This window comes from Lysobacter sp. MMG2 (genome assembly GCF_016735495.2).
Taxonomy (GTDB): Bacteria; Pseudomonadota; Gammaproteobacteria; order Xanthomonadales; family Xanthomonadaceae; genus Lysobacter_J.
Genome location: NZ_JAERQY020000001.1, coordinates 1,067,548 through 1,086,489 on the forward strand (window position 1 = coordinate 1,067,548; position 18,942 = coordinate 1,086,489).

The 18,942-nt window shown below is 69.5% G+C and carries 13 protein-coding genes; 2 read left to right on the forward strand and 11 right to left on the reverse strand.

Features of this window, described 5'->3' with window-relative positions; all coding sequences use genetic code 11:
* Positions 1 to 81 precede the first annotated feature (81 nt).
* The 9 genes from JI752_RS04835 to pilG form a co-directional block, all read right to left on the reverse strand.
* Positions 82 to 417: a hypothetical protein gene (locus JI752_RS04835; protein WP_216959977.1), complete on the reverse strand. Its 336-nt coding sequence runs from the start codon at positions 415 to 417 to the stop codon at positions 82 to 84.
* 19 nt (positions 418 to 436) lie between these two features.
* A complete protein-coding gene (locus tag JI752_RS04840) occupies positions 437 to 1,513 on the reverse strand; it encodes a heparan-alpha-glucosaminide N-acetyltransferase domain-containing protein (RefSeq protein ID WP_216959980.1) in 1,077 nt (358 codons plus the stop codon).
* Positions 1,510 to 2,007: a chemotaxis protein CheW gene (locus JI752_RS04845; RefSeq protein ID WP_216959983.1), complete on the reverse strand. Its 498-nt coding sequence runs from the start codon at positions 2,005 to 2,007 to the stop codon at positions 1,510 to 1,512. Before JI752_RS04845 ends, JI752_RS04840 begins: the two co-directional genes overlap by 4 nt.
* 33 nt (positions 2,008 to 2,040) lie before the next feature.
* Positions 2,041 to 3,717, reverse strand: a complete 1,677-nt coding sequence (locus JI752_RS04850; protein WP_216959986.1) for a chemotaxis protein CheB — start codon at positions 3,715 to 3,717, stop codon at positions 2,041 to 2,043.
* Positions 3,710 to 10,054, reverse strand: a complete 6,345-nt coding sequence (locus tag JI752_RS04855; RefSeq protein ID WP_254200188.1) for an Hpt domain-containing protein — start codon at positions 10,052 to 10,054, stop codon at positions 3,710 to 3,712. Before JI752_RS04855 ends, JI752_RS04850 begins: the two co-directional genes overlap by 8 nt.
* A 94-nt stretch (positions 10,055 to 10,148) precedes the next feature.
* Entirely contained in the window at positions 10,149 to 12,170 is a 2,022-nt protein-coding gene (locus JI752_RS04860) for a methyl-accepting chemotaxis protein (RefSeq protein WP_216959989.1), read from the reverse strand.
* Positions 12,167 to 12,769: a chemotaxis protein CheW gene (locus tag JI752_RS04865; RefSeq protein ID WP_216961802.1), complete on the reverse strand. Its 603-nt coding sequence runs from the start codon at positions 12,767 to 12,769 to the stop codon at positions 12,167 to 12,169. The genes JI752_RS04860 and JI752_RS04865 overlap by 4 nt, the downstream gene beginning before the upstream one ends.
* 16 nt (positions 12,770 to 12,785) lie before the next feature.
* On the reverse strand, positions 12,786 to 13,151 hold the full coding sequence (locus JI752_RS04870) for a response regulator (RefSeq protein WP_115843696.1): 366 nt from the start codon (positions 13,149 to 13,151) through the stop codon (positions 12,786 to 12,788).
* A gap of 18 nt (positions 13,152 to 13,169) precedes the next feature.
* Positions 13,170 to 13,568 (reverse strand): twitching motility response regulator PilG, encoded by a 399-nt coding sequence (gene pilG / locus JI752_RS04875; protein ID WP_115843698.1) that lies wholly within the window; start codon positions 13,566 to 13,568, stop codon positions 13,170 to 13,172.
* 424 nt (positions 13,569 to 13,992) lie between these two features.
* On the opposite strand from pilG, the gene gshB reads away from it, so the two are divergent.
* Positions 13,993 to 14,964, forward strand: coding sequence for a glutathione synthase (gene gshB / locus JI752_RS04880; RefSeq protein WP_216959992.1), 972 nt, complete (start codon positions 13,993 to 13,995; stop codon positions 14,962 to 14,964).
* Positions 14,961 to 15,833 carry an energy transducer TonB gene (locus JI752_RS04885; RefSeq protein ID WP_216959994.1) on the forward strand — a complete coding sequence of 291 codons (873 nt, stop codon included), beginning with the start codon at positions 14,961 to 14,963 and terminating at the stop codon, positions 15,831 to 15,833. Before gshB ends, JI752_RS04885 begins: the two co-directional genes overlap by 4 nt.
* Before the next feature lie 151 nt (positions 15,834 to 15,984).
* On the opposite strand, the gene tsaB is transcribed toward JI752_RS04885, so the two are convergent.
* Both tsaB and JI752_RS04895 read right to left on the reverse strand, forming a co-directional pair.
* Positions 15,985 to 16,701 (reverse strand): tRNA (adenosine(37)-N6)-threonylcarbamoyltransferase complex dimerization subunit type 1 TsaB, encoded by a 717-nt coding sequence (gene tsaB, locus JI752_RS04890; RefSeq protein ID WP_216959996.1) that lies wholly within the window; start codon positions 16,699 to 16,701, stop codon positions 15,985 to 15,987.
* Positions 16,698 to 18,833: an ATP-dependent DNA helicase gene (locus tag JI752_RS04895; protein WP_216959998.1), complete on the reverse strand. Its 2,136-nt coding sequence runs from the start codon at positions 18,831 to 18,833 to the stop codon at positions 16,698 to 16,700. The genes tsaB and JI752_RS04895 overlap by 4 nt, the downstream gene beginning before the upstream one ends.
* Positions 18,834 to 18,942: the final 109 nt, after the last annotated feature.

The following is an 18,942-nucleotide window of genomic DNA, read 5'->3' on the forward strand; positions in this document are numbered from 1 at the left end:
ACGGCAAAGGCGGCAGAAATGCTGTCCTGGCAGCGCGGCTGACGGCATTCCGTCCAGTTCCGCTGCCCCGGTCGGAACCGCTTACGAAAGCCGCACGACGAGCAGCATCAGCGCCGCGAAACCGAGGAACACCGCGATCGCGACGATGGTGGCCCAGCGCGCCAGGAGCGACGTGTCGTCGTGTTGGAGCGTCGCCTCGAACGCCGTTGCGTCGACCTTGTATGCAGGCTCGTGCGCGGGATCGCGCAACACGCGGCGCGCGTCGTCGGCCTGTTCGTCGATGCAGGCGAACAGCGACCAGAACCGTGCGGCACGCGAACCTCCCTGAGCCACGTAGGTAGGAATGCCCTTGTCGCGAAGCCGCTCACGCAAGCGGTCGAGGTCGTCCGGATCGTGGAAGCGTCGGATGAATTCCATCGCGTCGTCGAACGCCCGCTCAGATCTTGAAGTAGATGCGCCGCGCATCCAGCACGCGCACCACGATCCACCACACCGCGACGAACGCCAGCGCATAGGCCAGCGATGGCACGAACGGGCCGAAGCGCGGCGTCATCCAGCCGGCGAACGCGTGCTGGTACAGCGGATCGAGCCAGCCCAGGCCGGCCAGCGCATAGAGCATGAAGGCCGAGCCCGCGTAGGCGGCGATGGCGTTCACGCCGAACGCGCGACCCAGCGGCGGCCAGCCGCGCAGGTCGATCAGCGAATGGAACACCGCCATCACCCAGCAGGCGATGCCGCCCGTCCACAGCACGTAGGACGGCGTCCACAGGTTCTTGTTGAGCGGTTGCCACAGCGACCATGCCAGGCCCGCGGCCATGGCGATCAAGCCTGCGATCCACAATGCGCGACGGTCGCCGCGTCGCAGCCAATCGCCCGCGCGCAGGCCCAGCAACGTCGTCGCCAATGCGCCCAGCGTGCTGACCAGGCCTTCGGGATCGTGACCGCGTCCCGTCGCCGCATCGAGCTGATAGACGTGCACGCCCAGCAGCGCGTGGTCGATGCGGCTGGCGATGTTCACGAACGGCTCCAGGCTCCCGCCCGCCGCAAGCAGCGCGCCGTAACCGAAGAGCAGCGCGCCGAATACGAGCCACTGCGTGCGCGGCCACGTGTACAGCGCGAGCACGCCCGCCGCCGCGAAGCACAGGCCGATGCGTTGCAGCACGCCCGGCACGCGGTAGTGCGCCACGTCGAATGCCCACAGCGCGCACAGGTGCAGCAGCAGACCCAGGCCGACGATGCGCGCGCCGCGCACGAGCACGGTTTTCGTCAGCGCGCTCGGGTCGTCGCCGCGTTCCACGCGCGGCATCAGCGCCAGCGCGATCGACACGCCGACGATGAACAGGAACATCGGGAAGATCAGGTCGGTCGGCGTGAAGCCGTGCCAGACGGCGTGTTCGAGTGGCGCGTAGACGTGCCCCCAGTCGCCGGGATTGTTCACCAGCAACATCGCCGCGACGGTGACGCCGCGCAGGGCGTCGACGGAGGCGTAGCGAGGCGCGGTCGCTTTGCTCAAGCCGCCTGCGCCAGCGCCAGGCCGATCTGCTCTTCGATCACGCCCAGGTCCGGCAGGAATGCGGCGTCCTCGTTGAGCAGCACGCGCGCCTGCACGCCGTTGGGCAGCGGGTTGTGGTCGTCGACGACCATCAGCGTATCGCGCGACACCGTGACCAGGCGCGGGAAGCCCTGCGTCAGCAGCGCGAAGTACGGCGAGCGCGGATTGCCGCCCAGCGCACGCAGCACGACCACCTTGCTGCCCAGCCCGCCGCGTTCGTTGGCCAGCCCCGAGAGGCGGCCGAATGCGATCAGTGGCAGCTGCCAGCCGCGCCAGCGGATGCGGCCCAGCAACCAGTCCGGCGCATCGGCGATGGCATCCGGCTCGGCGTAGGAAAGCACTTCGGCGATGGTGGCGTTGGGCAGCAGCAGGCGCCCGCCGGCGACCTGGATGAGCACGCCGCGGATGTCGTTCTCGACGGCACCGGTGGTGTTGGCAGGATGTTCGTTCGCCATTTTCGTAGTCCTAGGCGCGATCTCTCGCGCGGCTTACCGCCAACGTTCGGCCAGTCGCGCCGCCAGTTCGGCCGGCTGGCCGGACTGCGCGCCGCGTGCGATCAGCGCCGAGGCCGCGGCGGCATCGTAGCAACCGTCCGGCGCCTGACCGGCGACCAGACCGCCTGCCCACGACAGGTTCATTGCACCATCGACCTGCGCCGCATCGGCGCCGCTGAGCATCAGCACCGCCGAATCGGCGGTCGGCAGCACGGCCAGCACGTCACCGTCGCCCTCGACGAAACGCATGCCCGACTCGCTCACGGTGATGGAGATTTCCGCCGGCAGGATGTAGATCGTGCCGGCCATCGCGAACAGGCCCGGCTCGGCCAGGCGCACCTGCAACGGCGTGGCGCGCTGCATCTGCGCGACCAGACGGTCGTAGCGGCCACCGTCCAGGCGCTGCTGGACCAGCACCGGGCGCGGGAATTCCGCCGGCAGCCCGCCGAGCAACTGGCGCACGGCATCCGGCCCGCCGATGCCGGCCAGCACCAGCACGGCACCACCGAACTGCGAAACCGGACGCTCCTCGACGAGCTCCAGCGCGGAGATGCGGCGCTCGATGTCGCCCAGGTCGCGCTGGAACTTGTGGTTCGGGTCCGCCTCGCGCGTCGCATGAGCGGCAGGCGTGTCGTCGGCGAAGGACCAGTCCGGCGCGGCCGGCGCGGCGACTTCGGCGCGCGGCGCGGCGGACAGCGTGCCCTCGCGGCTGGCGTCGAACATCAGCACCGGCGCGTCGGCGGTGACGGTCGCCAACGCTTCGGCGGCCGGCGCATCCATCGTCATCTCGACGACTTCGGGAATCGACGTCTCCAGCACCACCGGAGTCGGCGCCGCGTCGGCGATTTCGAAATCGAAACTGGACTCGAACGGTTCGATCACCAGTTCGGCCTCGTCCACCGACATCGTCGGCGCGTCGGCGGCGAAGCTGAGTTCGACCGCCGCCAGCGACGGCGGCAGTTCGATCGCTTCGGCAACGTCGAAGCTGGCTTCGGCGGCGACTGGATCGAACGGGTTGTGGCGGCTCTCGTGCGTGTACTGGGTCACAGGCGCGGCGGCGGCCTCGACGGCCGGCGTCGCGACTTCCACTGCCGCCACAGGCGTGGCGGCCACCGGCACGACCACCGGCTCGACAATCAGCGACGCGATTTCGATCGTCTCCACGGCCTGCGTGGCGATCTGCGGCGGCGCGGCGGACACGTCCACCACGCGCGGCGGTTCCGCGGGCGCGGCGACTTCGACGGCCGGCGGCGCGACTTCGACCACCTGCGGCGCGACGGCCACCGGCGGTTCCGGCGGCTCCATGCCTTCGGGTTCGTGGCCCGGCGGCAGCACGTCGCCGTGGCCGTGCAGCTTGGCTGCGAGGTGGCGCACCCAGCGCGCCAGGTCCCAACCCTCGCGGGTCGCGGCCAGCGCGGCTTCTTCGTAGATCACTTCCACCGACGGGTCGGCGAGCACGGGATCGAAACGCTCGATCACGTCCTCGGTGACCGGATCCAGCGCGACCACCACCACCTGCGGCGAGACCTGCCCGAGCGTGTCGAGCTGCAGCGTGGTCGGGTCGGCTTCCAGCACCACGTTGGCGCCTGCGTCGGCCAGCGCCGAGCGCAAGCGTTCGCAGGCAGCGCCCGGTCGCGCCAGAAGGACCGCGCGACGCGAAGACTCACTCATTCCGCGTGGCCCCTGCATTGATGCCGAGCAGCTCGTACACGTTGCGGACCAGTTCCGGCTCCTGGTACGGCTTGCCGAGGTAGCGTTCCACGCCGATCTCGAACGCGCGCTGGCGGTGCTTGTCGCCGGTACGCGACGTGATCATCACGATCGGCACGCCACGCAGGCGCGAGTCGCCCTTCATCGCGGTGGCCAGCTCGTAACCGTCCATGCGCGGCATTTCGATGTCGAGCAGCATCAGGTCCGGCACGCGTTCGGCCATGCGTTCCAGCGCGTCGATGCCGTCCTTCGCGGTCATGACCTCGAAGTTGTGGCGCTCCAGCACGCGGCCGGTGACCTTGCGCATCGTGACCGAGTCGTCGACCACCATGACCAGCGGCACGCGGCGCGTTTCCACCGGCGCTTCCGGCACGGCCACGAAGTCGCGCGGCAGCAGCTGCTGGCGGCGCACCAGCGGCGCGACGTCCAGGATCACCACGACGCGGCCGTCACCCATGATGGTGGCGCCGAAGATGCCCGGCACCGATGCGACCTGCGGGCCGACCGGCTTCACCACGATTTCGCGATTGCCGACCACCTGGTCGACGCACACCGCGGCGCGCAGGTCGCCCGAGCGGATCAGCAGCAGCGGCATCTGCAGGTGGCCTTCGGCCTTGGCAGTGCCATGGCCGACCAGCGCGCCCAGGTCGTGCACCGCGTAGTCCTCGCCGCCGTAGCGGTAGGTCGCGTCGACCATGTCCAGGCGGTCGCGGGCGATGCGGCCCACGCCGCGCACCGAGGCGATCGGCACGGCGAAGGTGGTCTCGCCGATGCGCACGAACACGGCCTGCGTGACCGCCAGCGTCTGCGGCAGGCGCAGCGTGAAGGTGACGCCCTTGCCGGGTACGGAGCGGATGTCGAGCGTGCCGCCCAGCTGGCGGACTTCGCTGGCGACCACGTCCATGCCGACGCCGCGGCCGGCCAGGCGGCTGACCGATTCGGCGGTGGAGAAGCCCGGCTCCAGGATCAGCGCGTCGATGGCGGCGTCGGACAGCGTGGCGCCTTCGGGCACCAGGCCACGCTCGATGCCGCGCTTGAGGATCGCCTCGCGGTTCAGGCCGGCGCCGTCGTCGCCGACTTCCAGCACCACTTCCGAACCTTCGCGGCGCACCGCGATGCGGATCGTGCCTTCGTCGGACTTGCCGGCCTTCTTGCGCTTGTCCGGCGTTTCCAGACCGTGCGCGACGGCGTTGCGGAGCATGTGCTCCAGCGGCGCGGTCATGCGCTCCAGCACGTTGCGATCGAGTTCGCCCTGGGTGCCGTCGAGCTTGAGCGCGACATGCTTGCCCAGTTCGCCCGAGGCCTGGCGCACGACGCGGCGCAGGCGCGGCAGCAGGCCGTCGAACGGCACCATGCGCGTGCGCATGAGGCCTTCCTGCAGCTCCGAGCTCACGCGCGACTGTTGCAGCAGCAGCGTTTCGTACTGGCGCGTCAGGTCGTCGAGCGTGGTCTGCAGGCTGGTCTGGTCGGCGGCCGATTCGGCCAGCGCGCGCGAGAGCTGCTGCAGCGTGGAGAACTGGTCGAGTTCCAGCGGATCGAATGCCTGCTCGCCGTCGTCGCCTTCGCGCTGGTAGCGCGCGACGATCTGCGCTTCGGTTTCGATTTCCAGGCGGCGCAGCTGGTCGCGCATACGCGTGTTGGTCGCGGCCATTTCCGCGATCGCGCCACGGAAGGCGCCCAGCTGCTGTTCCAGGCGGGCGCGATAGATCGCGACTTCACCGGCGTAGTTGACGAGGCGGTCGAGCAGGTCGGCGCGGATTCGCACCTGTTCCTGCGGCGCACGCACGCCGATGTCGTCTTCGTCGCCGACCGGCTGGTCGCTGATCGGGGCCGACAGCGGCTTGAGGTCGGCGTGCGACTCGTCGGCATCCGTGTGCACCGGCTCGGCGACGACGGGCTTGGGTGCCGGCGTCGGAGCCGGCGTCGGTGCCGGCTTTGCCGGCGCAGCGGCGACCGCCGCGGCCAGGTGGCCGAGCGTGGTCTCGCCGCGGGCTCGCGCGTCGAATTCTGCGATGAGCGCTTCCGGCATGGCGATCGCGCGGCGTTCGCCGACGCGGGTGACCATCGCGTGCAGGCGGTCGAAACCGCGCTCCAGCAGCGGCACGCCATCGCGGCCGAGTTCGCAGCGGTTTTCCACCACCGCTTCCAGCAGCGATTCCATCGCGTGGCCGAGTTCGCCCACGGCCATGATGCCGGCCATGCGCGCGCCACCCTTGATGGTGTGCAGGTCGCGCTGCATGCCCACCAGCGTCTCGCGCTCGGTCGGTGCTTCGCGCAGCTGCGCGAGCAGGCCGTCGGAGTGGTCGAGCAGGTCGCTGGCTTCCTCGACGAAGATGTCGACCAGCTCCGGATCGAGTTCGCTCAGGTCCAGCGCTTCGTCCGGATCGTCGTTGCTGGCCAGCGCGTGCGCGATGAGCGCGGCCACGGCCGGCTCCTGCGCTTCGGGCGTGACCGGCGCGGCGACGGGCTCGTCCGCGGCCGGCGCTTCGGCCGAAGCGTCCTGCGCGAATTCCTCGACCTCCGGCAGCCCGTCACGGACGTCGCCGATGGCGGGCGCGTCGATGAAGGCATGGCCGACGGCCGTGGCTTCGAGCGCCGTCTGCTGTTCGCGCGCGGCGCGGTCGGCTTCGGCGTATTCGGCTTCCAGGCGCGCGTATTCGGCCTCTTCGTCCGCGATGCGTGCGGCTTCCAGGCGTTCGGCTTCCAGGCGCTCGGTGGCGATGCGCTCGGCTTCGAGCAGCTCGGCTTCGATGCGCTGCTGTTCGGCCAGCGCGGCGGCGGCTTGCGCGGCCACGCGCTGCGCTTCGGCCTCGGCCTGCGCTTCGGCTTGCGCACGCTGCGCGGCTTCGGCAGCCAGGCGTTCGGCTTCGGCCTGCTCGGCGGCGATGCGTTCGGCTTCGGCGTGCTCGGCGGCGAGGCGTTCGGCTTCGGCCTGCTCGGCGGCGAGGCGTTCGGCTTCGGCCTGCTCCGCAGCAAGTCGCTCGGCTTCGGCCGCTTCGGCAGCCATGCGCTCCGCTTCCAGGCGCTCGGCTTCCTGGCGCGCTTCTTCCTCGCGCTTGAGCAGGGCCAGGCGCTCGGCTTCGCGCTGCTGTTCCTCCAGCGCGAAACGTTCGGCTTCCAGGCGCTCGATTTCCACGCGCCCCGAGTTGGCACGCTCGATCGCTTCGCGTTCGGCTTCGATGCGGCGCGCTTCGGCCAGTTCGGCCTCGATGCGCTCGGCCTGCGCGGCCGGGTCGGCGAGGTAATCCGGGCCGACATCGGCAGCCAGATCGGTGAACTCGCTCAGGTCGATCGCCGAAAGCGTCGCTTCGACCTCGATCGGATCGGCCGGCATCGGCTGGCGTGCATCCGGCAGGCTGTCGCGCAGCGCACGCATGCGCTCGGCGAGGCCTTCGAAGGCGGGGATGCGCGGCGACGGGGACTTCAACGTCGCCAGCGTGCGGCGGATCGCCTCGGCAACCTCGCCCATCGCGGCCACGCCGTCGGTGCTGGCCGGCTGGCCCAGGGCCAGTAGGCGCTTGACGTACACCTCGGTCGGACCGGTGATGTCGGTGATCACCGGCACCTCGGTCATGGCGAAGGCGCCGTTGAGCGTGTGGAACGAGCGCTGCAGGCCATCGTCGGCCGGGCGCGGCTGCACCTGCGAGGCGGCCAGCCACTGCTCGATCGTGACCAGGTGACCGCTGACCTCGGCGTCGAGGATTTCCAGCAGCACCGAATCCACCGAGGCCGGCACGCCGGGTTCGGGTTCCAGCACCGGCTCGGCGTCGAGGACCGGGACGTCGTCGAAGTTGATTTCCTCGACTTCGATCGCGCCGCTGTCCAGGCCGTCGAAGCTGACGGCTTCCAGGATGATCTCTTCGGCCTCCGGCGCGATGACCGGCTCGATGACCGGCTCGATCGCCTCGACCACCGGCTCCACGGCCGCTGCGAGCTTCGGCGCGGCCGGCGTGAAGATCGTTTCGTCGCCTTCGGCCAGGCGCTCGGCATGGGCTTCCATCGCCGCCAGGTCGGCGGTGATGGCGCCTTCATTGCGCAGCGCGGCGTGCAGCTGCGGCAGTGCGGCGTAAGCGTGGCCGACCAGGCCGATCACCGCCGGGCTGGCCGGACGGGTGCCGTCGAGTACGCGGTTGAGCAGGTTCTCGATGCGCCAGCTGAACTCGCCCAGCGTCTTGGCGCCGACCAGGCGGCCGGAACCCTTGAGCGTGTGGAACACGCGGCGGATCGGACGCAGGCGCTCGCTGTCTTCCGGCAGGGCGTGCCATTCCGGGAGCAGGTCGCCCAGGTGACGGATTTCTTCGTCGAGCTCCTCGAGGAAGACCTCGCGGATCTCGTCGTCGATGTCGTCGCTATGCTCGAAGCCGCCGGCGGTGACCTGCTGCGGCGTGCTGGCGACCGGCGCCGGCGCGGGCGTCGGTGCGGCGGTCGGCACCTGCGCGACCGGAACTTCGGCCGCGAGCGTCGCCGAGGAGAGCGCGCTGGCGTCGAACGCGGGCGCGACCGGCGTGCCAAGCGTGATCTCGTCGGTCAGCTCGAACTCCGGCACGCGCGCCAGTTCCTCGCGGCTGATCGGCGAGGTCGGCGCCATCGTGGCGGCGATGTCGAACTCCGGCAGCGGCCAGTAACGCAGCGCTTCCAGACTCTGGCGCGTGATGTCCAGGATGTGGTTGCGGTTCGGGCGCTGCTCGCGCAGCGCTTCGAGGTAGTACTCCAGGCTGGCGAGCGCGTCGGCCAGCGTGTCCAGTTGCTGGCCGTTGGGCACGCGCTTGCGGCCGATCAGCTCGACCTCGGTGTAGCGCTTCACGCCTGCGAGGTAATCGGCCGGCTGCGGCAGTTCCAGCATGCGCAGCGCACCGGCGACTTCGTCCAGCACGCGTGGGACTTCGGCCAGTTCGGCGTGATCCCAGTTGGTTTCCACGAAGGCCACGAACGCCTGGCGCGCATCGCCGAAGTTGGCGATGGCTTCGCGCACGAGCACGTCGAGCACCTTGCGTGCTTCGCCGGCGAGCAGATCGTCTTCGGCGCCGCTGTCGGGCAGGCCAAGGCGCGAGACCTGGTCGTCCAGCGAGGCGTCGACGTAAAGCAGTGCACCGGCGACGTCGAGCAGCGCGCCCTCGTCGGCCGGACGCTTGCCGGAGACGATCTCGTGCATCGCATCGCGCTGCTGCATCACGACGGTACGGGCGACGCCCAGGCCCATCATGCCGAGCGTGTCGCTGACGCGGCCGAGCGCTTCCACCTGCGGCTTGAGCTCGGCGACGTCGGTCTGGCCGGTGCGCAGGTGCAGGTCGAGCGCGTCCTTGACGCGCAGCAGGTCTTCCTTGATCGCCGCGGCGACGGTGTCCAGCAGCGCGCGGTTGCGGCCGGAAAGCGAGCCGCGAGCGTGTTCGAGTTCGGATTCGCTCGGCAGGTGCGCGGCGAGTTCGAAGGTGTGGCGCAGGTCGTCCAGCGCCGGATGGCGGCCGTCGCTGTGGGCGACGTGATAGAGCAGCTGGCGGGTCGGTTCGGCGGCCGGTTCGGAGCGATGAGCGCCGAAACCGTCGTCGGCCAGCATCAGGCGCGCTTCGCGCTCGACGCCGCCGAAGGCCTGGCGCAGCGCGCGCGTGGGCGGCAGCGCGCCGTCGCGCAGCGCACCGGCCACGGAGGACGCGACCCACAGCATGCGGCGCACGGGTTCCAGGATGACTTCGCCAAGCAGGCCGTCGATGGCCGCGGCGAGCTTCTCCGGCTGCGCCGGGTTGCCCTCTTCCGGCCAGGTTGCCAGCGCATCGCGCAAGGCGGTGAGGTGCGACGACGAAGCACCGCGCACCGGCGCGTTGCTCGGCAGCGCGCTGGGCAGGTTGGCCGGCAGCGGACGGTCGAGGTCCGGCGCGAACAGCACGCTTTCGTTGAGGCCCGCCTCGCCGCGCGTGGCGCGTAGTTCGTTGAGCAGCGGCAGCAGCACGATCGGAATATCGCGATGGCCGCCCTGCAGGCGTTCCAGGTAGTCGGGCAGCAGGACCACGCCGCGCATCAGCGCCGCGCAGGCTTCGTCGCGATCGGCGACCTTGCCCTGCTGCAGCGCGAGCGCCAGGCGCTCCATTTCCTCGGCGACCATCGCCGGGGCATACAACTCGACCATGCGCAGCGTGCCGTGCACCTGGTGCAGTTGCTCGGCGCACTGGCGCATGCGGCCGCTGTCGGCGGGATTCTCGGCGTACGCCTCGATCTCCTGCTGGGCCAGGCGCAGGGTTTCATCCAGCTCCGGCTTGATCCAGCCGAGCGTGGTGGTGTCGATCGCCTCGCGCATCACGGTCATCGCTCACCTCGCATGGATGCAAGGTGGCGCGACCTGGGGCGCCATCCGGGGCTGAAGCTGTTCATCGTGACCCGACCTTGTTCCGATCCGCCCGTCAGGCCGGCAGCTTGAAGTCGGCGACCGAGCGACGCAGGTCGGCGGCCAGTTGCGCCAGGTTTCCAATCGAGGCCGCCGTCTGGTTCGCACCCTGCGAGGTCTGCGCGGTAATCGACTGGATGGTGTTCATCGTCGCGGTGATGTTCGATGCCGCGCTGGACTGCTGCTGCGCCGCGCTCGAGATGCCCTGAATGAGGTTCGACAGGTCCGACGACACCTTTTCGATCTCGCCCAGCGCGGTACCCGCGTCCTCGGCCAGTCGCGCACCGGCGACCACTTCGGAGGTCGTCTGTTCCATCGAGGACACCGCTTCGTTGGTGTCGGACTGAATCGTCTGGACCAGCGTTTCGATTCGCTTGGTCGCGTTGGACGCGCGTTCTGCGAGTCGCTGCACTTCGTCCGCCACGACCGCGAAGCCGCGGCCCGCTTCACCGGCCGAAGCCGCCTGAATTGCCGCGTTCAGCGCCAGGATGTTCGTCTGTTCCGAGATGTCGTTGATCAGTTCCACGATCGAGCCGATTTCCTGCGACGACTCACCCAGTCGCTTGATTCGCTTCGAGGTTTCCTGGATCTGGTCGCGAATGCTGTCCATGCCCGCGATCGTCTGGCGCACCACGCCCGCGCCCTTGGTCGCGATCTGCACCGAGCGCTGCGCCACGTCCGCCGATTCGGCCGAGTTGCGCGACACCTGGTTGATCGAGGCCGCGATTTCACTGATACGGCTGGAAGCGGAGTTGATCTCCTGCGCCTGGTGCTCTGCGGCTTCGGCCAGGTGCATGGCGGTGGCCTGCGTTTCCTGCGCGCTGGCGGCGACCTGCACCGAGGTGTCGGTAATGGTCTGCACCAGGCTGCGCAGCTGTTCGACGGCGAAGTTAATCGAGTCCGCGATCGCGCCGGTCATGTCCTCGGTCACGGTCGCCTTCACGGTCAGGTCGCCTTCTGCGAGCGAACCCATTTCGTCCAGCAGGCGCATGATCGCCTCCTGGTTCCGGTCGTTGAGTTCCTTCGTGGTCAGGTAGCGCTTCTTCTGCTGGCTGTTCAGCGAGACGACCAGGAAGACGATCGCGAACAGCGCGATCAAGCCCGAGACGATGGACACCAGGATGTGGCCGATCGGATTGGTGCTGCGCACCGAACCGAACGAGGTGAAGGCGCGGAACAGGCCCTGGCTGTCGGTCAGCAGCTTGTTGGAGCCGCCGGTGATCGACTCGGCCGCGGCCTGCGCGGCGAACAGGTTCTGCGAGGACGACAGGATCGCGTCCAGGTCCTTCTTCATTTCCAGCCACAGCGTCTCGGCCTGGCCGAGCGCGGCGATCGCGTTGGAGTTGCCCAGCGGGGTCACGCCGAACGCGGCGTCGCCCTTGCGCAGGCCGGTCAGCACGTTGCCGAACACCGCGGCGTCGCGACCCAGCGCTTCACCGGCGAGGGCTGCACCGCTGCCGCCAGCGCGGATCTGCGTGATGCGCTCGGCCATCTTGCCCGACAGCACCACCTGGCGCAGGGCGATGTAGACCTGCGAGGACGGCGAGCCGGAAGCCGACATCGCGCGGACCAGTTCGTCCAGGCGCGCCTGCAGCTGCGGCACGCGGCTGGCGAAGCTGTCGGCGTTGCCGGCCAGGGCCAGCACGGCCTTTTCGCTGGCGACCACCTGGTCGGCGCTCTTGCCGAGCGGGCCCCAGGTTTCGGTCACGGTGCGGATCGGGCCGGAGACGCCGGCGGTGTCGCCGAAGTTGGCGTTGAGCTGCTCCACGTCCTGCACGATCGCCGAGCGGGTTTCCTTGAACGCGGCGAACGCGGCGGCGTCACCGCTCACCGCTTCCTGGCCCTGCACGGCCAGCTTCTGCGAGTTCACCTGCAGGTCCGAGGCCGAGGAGCTCGCGCCGCCCAGGCGCGCGGCCTTCCACGTCGCGTAGCCGGTATTCAGACCGAAGATGAGCACCGATACGCCCAGCACGACCAGCCAGGTATTGACGCCAAGATTGCGGCCCTTGCCGGCAGCGCTATCCATCACAGTGCTCATGGTTGAACCTCGGAAACGTTGCTGATGCGATGCGGCATTTCGGATGCCGCCTGACGGAATTCGGGCGTGCGGGCCAGCTTGTCCAAGCTGAAGATGCCCCACGTGTGCGCGTCGAGGCGGTAACCGCGTTCGACGAAGTGCGCGTAACGGCCCTGCGTCAGCGCGACGATCGCGTCGTCGCCTTCGGCTTCGGGCTCAAGTTCGATGCGGTGTTGCTCGTGGAAGCTGCGCTGGCCGTAGAGCTCGTCGATCAGCACGGCCACGTCGCCGCCGGGCTGGCGGACGAGGAGGATGCGCTGGCTTTCGTGCACGACCGTGCGCTCGCCTTCCAGAAACTGCTTGAGGTCCACGATCGGAAGGAGGTTGCCGCGCACGTTGGCCAGGCCCAGCAGCCAGGGCTGCGCGCCCGGGACATGGGTGACCTGCGGCAGCGGCAGGATTTCCAGGACCTCGCCGAAACCGGAGGCGAGACGGCGGGCACCGATGCGGTAACCCACGCCGCGCCACAGGCCCGGAGCGTCCAGCTGCTCGGGCAGGCCGACCACGTGCGCCAGGCTGCGGCGCTCGTAGTCCACCAGCACGTCGAAGGGCGACTGCAACATCGGGACTCCGGACTCAGGCGCCCAGCAGGGCGTTGATGCGGGCGATCAGCTCGTCCTCGCGCGGCGGCTTGACGATGTAGTCGCGCGCGCCCTGGCGCATGCCCCAGGCCTTGTCGGTGTCCATGCCCTTGGTGCTGACGATCAGCACCGGGATGGTGCTGGTGTCGGCGTCGCGGGACAGCGCGCGCGTGGCCTGGAAGCCGTTCATGCCGGGCAGCACGACGTCCATCATCACCAGGTCGGGCTTCTCGCGCTTGCAGGTCTCGATGCCATCCTCGGCGTTGCCGGAGGCCAGCACCTGGTGGCCATTGCGCTCGAGGAGCTGGGTCAGGACGGCCGTGTCGGTCGGCGAGTCCTCGATCAGAAGAATACGTGCCATTGGTGCCCTACCCCCCGGTCAGGCGTTTACGTGCGTGCGGATCGCGTCGAGCAGTTCTTCGCGTGTGAATGGTTTGGTGAGGTACTGCTCGGAGCCGACGATACGTCCGCGCGCCTTGTCGAACAGGCCGTCCTTGGAGGACAGCATGATGACCGGCGTGCCCTTGAACAGATGATTGTTCTTGATCAGCGCGCAGGTTTGATAGCCATCCAGCCGCGGCATCATGATGTCCACGAAGATGATCTGCGGCTGTTGATCGGCGATCTTCGCCAGCGCCTCGAAGCCGTCGGTGGCGGTAACCACCTCGCAGCCCTCGCGCTTGAGCAACGTCTCGGCGGTTCGGCGGATGGTCTTGGAATCATCGATCACCATGACCTTCAAACCGCCGAGGCTGCCGTTGCGGACCTCGTCTAGCATTTTCGAATTCCCCCATGCGAATGCCGCCGTGTGCAGGCACTTCGCCAGCCGTCTTTATTCCAAGCCTCGCGAATGCTGTCAAGCAGCGGTTTCGAGGGGCAAGCTGAATGCGCCGCGGGGACGGCCTGGCCGGCTCCGCTTCCGGATCGTTCTCGAAGGACCGCCTGGCGGTCACGCGACGATGCTGGGCACGCGCATTGCATATACCGGAAAGGCATGACATTTCCGAGCGCCGGGGCCCCAAGCCGGGACGCCGGTTCCAAGTCTCCGGGCCGGCCCGGGCCGGCCCGCGCCGGCCGCTCCGCCCGGCCGCGCCAGGGCAGCGGAGGCGATAAGGGGACGGACCGCAGCTTTCCGCCGATGGCGCCCGGCGTGCGCGGAAGGGCCTGTTACCATCGCGACCACCCTTCCCCCAGCCACCGCCATGCCGCTCGACATCGTCGTCGTGATGGACCCCATCGGGTCGATCAAGATCGCCAAGGACTCGACCTTCGCCATGCTCCTGGAGGCGCAGCGCCGCGGCCATCGGCTGCATTACGTGCGCCCCGGCGGGCTGTCCGTGCGCGACGGCCGGGCCGAGGCAATCGTCGCCCCGCTGCGCGTGCGCGACGACAAGAGCGGGTGGTTCGAGCTGGGCGAGTTCGCCACGCTGCACTTCGGCCCGGGCCAGGTCGTGCTGATGCGCAAGGACCCGCCGGTCGACAGCGAGTACATCCACGACACGCAGGTGCTGGGCCTGGCGCAACAGGCCGGCGCGCTTGTCGTCAACGATCCACAGGGACTGCGCGACTACAACGAGAAGCTCGCCGCGCTGCTGTTCCCGCAGTGCTGCCCGCCGACGCTGGTGAGTCGCGACGCGGCCGCGCTGAAGGCCTTCGTCGGCGAGCACGGCGAGGCGGTGCTCAAGCCGCTGGACGGCATGGGCGGTCGCTCGATCTTCCGCGCGCGCGCAGGCGAAGCGAACCTCAACGTGATACTGGAAACGCTGACGCAGGGCGGCCACAGCCTGGCGATGGCGCAGCGTTATCTGCCGCAGATCAGCGAAGGCGACAAGCGCATCCTGCTGGTCGACGGCGAGCCGATCGACTACTGCCTGGCGCGCATTCCGCAGGGCGACGAATTCCGCGGCAATCTCGCCGCCGGTGGTCGCGGCGAAGGCCGTCCGCTGAGCGATCGCGATCGCTGGATCGCAGCGCAGGTGGGCCCGGAAATGAAGCGTCGCGGCATGGTGTTCGTCGGCCTGGACGTGATCGGCGACTACCTCACCGAAGTCAACGTCACCAGTCCGACCTGCATCCGCGAACTCGATGCGCAGTTCGGCATCAACATCGCGTCGGTGCTGTTCGATGCGATCGAGTCGCGCGTGGCCACGCAACCGGCGGCACGCACCGCATGAGCGCAGTCGTCGCGCGCCACGACGACGCGGGCAACGGCCGCGTCAGCGCCACCTTCGTCCTGTCGCTGATCGTGCACGGCATCGTGCTGCTGGGCGTGGGCTGGACGCTGGAAAAGGCGGCGCCGGTGATGCCGACGCTGGACGTGATCCTCACCCAGACCACCAGCGCGCTGACGCCGAAACAGGCGGATTTCCTCGCCCAGGCCAACAACCAGGGCGGCGGCGAGCACGACAAGAGCACGCGCCCGCGCGAGGCGCAGTCCGGTCCCCTGCCGCAGGCCGCCACCGGCATCGCGCCGCGCACGCTGCGCGCGCAATCGCCCGCGCCACAGCCGGCGCCGCAGGCGCGCGTGGTCGCCAGCACGCGCGGCGACACCGCCACGCCTACGCCGCGCAGCACGCCCTCGCCCAGCGAGCGTCCGCTGCCGCGCGGCGAAGAAAAGATCGAGCGCGACATGCAGATGGCGCGACTGGCGGCCGAGATCCACATGCGCTCGGAGCGCTACGCCAAGCGTCCATCGCGCAAGTTCGTCTCGGCCAGCACGCAGGAATACGTGTGGGCCGGCTACCTGCGCGAATGGGTGGACCGCGTCGAGCGCGTGGGCAACCTCAACTATCCCGATGAAGCGCGTCGCCGCCGGCTTGCAGGACAGGTGGTGATCAGCGTGGCGATCCGCCGCGACGGATCGGTCGAGCGCGCCGACATCGTGCGCAGCAGCGGCATTTCCCTGCTCGATGCCTCGGCGCTTCGCATCGCCAAGCTCGCCGAGCCTTATCCGCCGTTGCCACGCACCGAGGAAAACCCGGACATCCTGCATGTCACGCGGACGTGGAACTTCCTGCCGGGCGGTGAGCTGGTCGACGATTGAGCGCGGCGCGCTCGCGGCGCAGGCCCGGTGTCATCGAGCTCGCACCGGCAACTTCGCGATTACGTCATCCCAGCGAAAGCTGGGATGACGGGTAACGGAGCGGTGGCTAATGGGCGAAGACTCGCACGAGCCAGTCGCCCGACGCCCTCAACTACCGTTTCGCTTCCCGCAGCGCCTGCTGCTCGCGCAACGTCAACGCGACGTTATTGCGCAGATACGCAGGCTCGATGCGTTCGGCCGGCACCGCTTCACCGCGCGCATAGGCCTTTACGGCGAGGCGTGCGATATCCGCCGCATGCGGCAATTGCGTTGCATCGATCGATGCAAAACGACTGGAAAGACGCTGCGAAAGCGCATTCTCGGCCGCACCGAGACCGGTACCGACACCGAACCATCCGCTCTCGTCGCCGGGCACCACGACGCTGTCGGGCGCGCCGACGCGCTCATCGCTCAACGCAAACGCATCGCCATCGCGCAGCTGGAACGCGGCCGAGTACACCTCGCCCATGCGCGCATCGATCGCGGTGAGCACGCGGCGCGGTGCGCCGTCGCCGTCCGCATCGGCCCGCATCGCAAGCGCGGCGAGCGTGGACACTGGCACCACAGGGCGGTCCAGCGCCAGCGCGATGCCCTGCGCCAGCGCGATCGCCAGCCGCACGCCGGTGAACGCCCCGGGGCCACGGCCCACGGCGATCGCGTCGAGCTGGGAGCGCTTCACGCCGGCATCGGCCAGCAGTTCGTCTGCCCATGGGAGCGAGAGTTCAGCGTGCCGGCGCGGCGCGAGCTCGAACCGCTCGCGCACCTGGCCGTCGATCGACAAGGCGATCGACAGGGCTTCGGTAGAGGTTTCCAGGGCGAGCAGCTTCATGGCGTGGATTCTAGCGGCGTGGCGGCGGTCTCCGTCGCGAAGAACGCCCCCACGTCCTCGACGTGCCGCGTCTTGGGCAGCGGCGGCAGCGAGTTGAGGAAGACGCTGCCGTAGGTCTTGCTGGTCAGGCGCGGATCGCAGAGCACCAGCACGCCGCGGTCGCTTTCGTTGCGGATCAGGCGGCCTGCGCCCTGCTTCAGCGCGATCACCGCCTGCGGCAGTTGCTCGTCGCGGAACGGATTGCCGCCGTTGCGGCGGATCGCGTCCAGGCGCGCTTCGAACACCGGGTCGTCCGGCGCGGCGAAAGGCAGTTTGTCGATCACCACCACGCTCAGCGCATCGCCGGCGACGTCCACGCCTTCGCGGAAACTCGCCGCGCCCAGCAGCACGCCATTGCCGGACGCGCGGAAGCGGTCCAGCAGCACCGGACGCGGCGCCTCGCCCTGCACGAACAGCGGCCACGGACCGTCCTTGAGCAGTTCCGCCGCTTCGCGCAGGGCCCGGTGCGAGGCGAACAGCACGAAGGCACGGCCGCCCGAAGCTTCGAGCACGGGCCGGATCTTCTCCACCATGCTCTCGTTGTAGTTGCGCACGGTCGGATCGGGCAGCCCGCGCGGCATGTAGCACAGCGCCTGCGTTTCCCAGTCGAACGGACTGGGCACCAGCAGGGTGTGCGGCGGGTCTTCACCCTTGAGGTACAGGCCGAGCTTGATCGCGAAATGCTCGAAGCGACCGCCGACGGCGAGCGTGGCCGAGGTGAAGATCCACGCCGCCTGCGAACGCGCGCGGTGCTGCGCCAGCGGGCCGGCGACGTCCAGCGGCGTGCGGCTGAGGCGGAAGCCGCGCGCGGTCAGCTCGTACCAGAGCACGCTGCCGTCGTCCTTGGGCTTCTTCTTCGCGCCGGCGCCGACGTCATCGGCGCTTGCCTCCTGCGAATCGACCTCGGCGAAATCCTCGGCGAATTCGTCCTCGTCCTGCGAGTGCGTGGAATCGTCGCGCCAGCGCTTCAACCGGCCTTCGAACTCCACCGCGCGCGCGGCGCAGGCATCGAAGCCCGGCGAGGCCGACGCGAACGGCAGCACCGCCGCATGGAACGCGCGCAGCGCATCCTCCAGCCCATCGAAGGCCTGCTCGACCGTGGGCTCTTCGGCCGCGCGGCGACGCGTGCCACGCACGGGCAGTTCGTCCATCGCGGCACGCAGCGCGCGCACGCTCTGTTCGAGTCCTCGCGCGGGATCCTGCACGGCGGCGAGCGCGGACGGCACCTGGCGGCATTCGGTCAGCGCGTCACGGGCCAGTTCGACCAGCGGACGCGCGCTCAGCGCTTCGCCGAAGAACTGCGCAGCCAGTTCCGGCAGCTGGTGGGCCTCATCGACGACGAAGGCCTGCGCACCGGGCAGGATTTCGCCGAAGCCTTCCTGCTTGAGCGCGAGATCGGCCAGCAGCAGATGGTGGTTCACGACCACCAGATCCGCCGCCTGCGCGCGCTGGCGCGCCTGCACGACGAAGCAGTCGTTGAAGAAGGGGCACTCGCTGCCCAGGCAGTTCTCCGCCGTGCTGGTGACCATCGGCAGCAGCGGCGAGTCGTCGGGCAGCGCGTCGAGTTCGGCCAGATCGCCCATGCGCGTGCGGCCCGACCAGGCGACGATGCGCTGGAACTGCGCGGCCATCTCGCGCGAAGTGAACTTGGGCTCGCCCTGCGCCTGGCGCATGCGGTAGTGGCACAGGTAATTGGCGCGACCCTTCAGCAGCGCGGTCTTCAGGCCGACGCCGAGCGCATCGCGCACGCGCGGCAGGTCGCGGTGATAGAGCTGGTCCTGCAGCGCGCGCGTGCCGGTGGAGACGATGGTCTTCTTGCCCGACAGCAATGCCGGCACGAGGTAGGCGAACGTCTTGCCGGTGCCGGTGCCGGCTTCGGCCAGCAACGTGCCGCGATGGTCGACGGCCTCGGCCACGGCCGCGGCAAGGTCCTGCTGCGCCGGCCGCGAGGCGAAGGACGGAATGTTGCGCGCGAGTTCGCCGCCTTCGGCCAGCGCTTCGCGGCTGGCCTGGGCCAGACGGCTGACCGGGCGCGCGTCGTCCGGCGCGGCGTCGCGGGTCGATTCGATGGGCGATGGCGCCTGCGCGTGCATGAGGTCTCGACGTGGTCCCGGGGTCGCGCATCTCGCGCATGGATCGCATGCGGACGCCACCTGTCACGACACGCGCCGATCAGGAGAACTCGCGGGACGGCCAGGCCGT